This window comes from Amycolatopsis orientalis DSM 43388, assembly GCF_000411975.1.
Classification (GTDB): Bacteria; Actinomycetota; Actinomycetes; order Mycobacteriales; family Pseudonocardiaceae; genus Amycolatopsis; species Amycolatopsis orientalis_D.
On the sequence record NZ_ASXG01000002.1, the window covers coordinates 1 to 2258 of the forward strand.

The following is a 2258-nucleotide window of genomic DNA, read 5'->3' on the forward strand; positions in this document are numbered from 1 at the left end:
AGCACCCCAAGACCGCAGGGCGGCTTCGTATCGGGGTGCAGGGCGGGGGCTGGGTGCCTCGATGGTTGGGTGCGGCGGTTGCGGTTTTGGTGGTGGGGCTCGTGCTTGCGGGATTCGGGGTGCGGGGGTCGGGCTGGGTGCTTCGATGGTTGGGTGCGGCGGCTGAGGGTTGGTGGTGGGGCTAGTGTCTGAGGGATGCGGGGGTGGGGCCGGGTGCTTCGATCGTGGGTGCAGCGGTTGGGGTTGGTGGTTGGTGCCTGCGGGGTTCGGTGTCCGCGGTCAGCGTCTGGCTACTGCGTTTGTCGCGATTTCCGCTACTGAGGCCAGGGCTTCGCGTTCTGCTCCGCGTCGGGACATTGTTCGGAGGCCGGAGATGGTGGCGTGGATGAAGTTTGCGATGTCGGTGGCGTCGCGGTCGCGGGTGACGCTGCCGTCTGCTTGGCCGGTGCGCGCGAAGTGCACCAATGCGGACAGGTGCGCTTCGGTGTCCGCGTTCACCTGTGCTGCGATTTCCGGATCGGTGGTGCCGAATTCGGAAATCGTGTTCACCATCAGGCAGCCGCGCCTGCCGTTTTCCAGTTCGTCGTCGATGGTCGAGGCTAGGAGCAGGCGGATGGCGCCGAGTCCGTCCGGTGCGTTGTCCAAGAGGGTTTCCCGCAGGCGGATGCCGCGGTGCGAGTAGTGGTCGAGCACGCGCCGGAACAGTTCGTGTTTGCTGGAGAACGTGTTGTAGATGCTGCTGCGACCGAGTCCGGTGGCGGCGCACAGTTCCTCGGTCGAGGTCGCTTCGTATCCGCGCGCCCAGAAGGCGTTCATCGCGCCTTCGAGCGCTTCGGTCTCGTCGAACTCTCGTGGCCTCGGCATGCGACCACGCTAACACATTTTGGACAGAGCGATACACAACTGGGCCGCCGAGGCGTGCGGGGCGCCACAGGGGCAGGATGAGCACCGTGGGTTACGACGCGTTGCTATGGCTTTCGTTCGGCGGTCCGGAGGGGCCCGACGAGGTGATGCCGTTCCTGGAGAACGTCACCCGGGGCCGGGGGGTGCCTCGCGAGCGGCTGCTCGAGGTCGCTGAGCATTACCAGCACTTCGGCGGGGTCTCGCCGATCAACCGGCTCAACCGGGCCGCGATCGCCGCGGTCGAGAAGCAGCTCGCGGCGGAGGACATCGAGCTTCCGGTGCACTTCGGCAACCGCAACTGGCGGCCGATGGTCGAGGACACCCTGGCGGAAATGAAGGACGCGGGCGTCCGCCGCGCGCTGGTGTTCCCGACGAGCGCGTACGGCGGCTACTCCGCGTGCCGCCAGTACGACGAGGACATCGAACGGGCCCGCGCCGCCCTCGGCGAAGACGCGCCGGAGCTGGTGAAGCTGCGGCAGTTCTTCGACCACCCGCTGTTCATCGCCGCGGTCGCCGACGCGGTCCGCGCCGCCCACGCGAAACTCGGCGACCGTCCCGGCACGCGCACGGTCTTCACCGCCCACTCCATCCCGGAAAGCGCCGACCTCGCCTCCGGCCCGCCTTCGGAAGGCGGCCGCCGCTACTCGCGCCAGATCGCCGAGGCCGCCCGCCTCGTGGCCGCCGAGGCCGGAATCGCCGAGTACGACGTGGTCTGGCAGTCCCGCTCCGGCCCGCCGCAGATCCCGTGGCTGGAACCGGACATCGTCGACCACCTCGACGCCCTGCACGCCCAAGGCGTGGAATCAGTGGTCGTCAGCCCGATCGGCTTCGTCGCGGACCACCTCGAGGTGATCTGGGACCTGGACAACGAAGCCGCCGACCGAGCCGCCGAACACGGCATGGCCTTCGCCCGCGCCGCGACGCCGGACGCCGACCCGAGGTTCGCGGAAATGGTGGTCGAACTGGTCCGCGAACACCTGGCCGACGCCGCCGCCCGGAAGCTCTCGCCGTTCCTGGCAGCGGGTTGCACCGTCAACGGCGCCCCCTGCGCAGTCGGCTGCTGCGAACCCCCGCGCCGCCCCGGCCGCTGACCCGTCCCCTCACGACCAGTCCCCGGTGCGACGCCGTGAGGGGCCCCTTCACGGCACGCGCCGAGGCCCCACCCACCGCAGCGATGCACCTAACCGGGCATTCGGGGGGCGCAAGCCCCACCACAAAACCGCCGCCACTGCACCCAACTCATCGAGGCACCCAGCCCTGGCCCTGCACCCCGATACGAAGCCTCCCTGCGGTCTGAGGGTGGTTGTCAAGGCACGCTTTCCCGCCTTGACAACCACCCTCAGACCGTCAGCACA

At 69.1% G+C, this 2258-nt stretch carries 2 protein-coding genes; one reads left to right on the forward strand and one right to left on the reverse strand.

Annotated elements, in window-relative coordinates:
• Positions 1–279: 279 nt before the first annotated feature.
• Positions 280–864 (reverse strand): TetR/AcrR family transcriptional regulator, encoded by a 585-nt coding sequence (locus L942_RS00005; RefSeq protein WP_037353114.1) that lies wholly within the window; start codon positions 862–864, stop codon positions 280–282.
• Between the two features lie 86 nt (positions 865–950).
• Here L942_RS00005 and L942_RS00010 point away from each other — a divergent pair, with 86 nt between their 5' ends.
• A complete protein-coding gene (locus L942_RS00010) occupies positions 951–1994 on the forward strand; it encodes a ferrochelatase (protein WP_037353115.1) in 1044 nt (347 codons plus the stop codon).
• The last annotated feature ends 264 nt before the right edge of the window (positions 1995–2258 follow it).

Bases quoted from the DNA above. Each gene is read 5' to 3' on its own strand.
- L942_RS00005 (WP_037353114.1), bottom strand. From the start codon at position 864: ATGCCGAGGCCACGAGAGTTCGACGAGACCGAAGCGCTCGAAGGCGCG.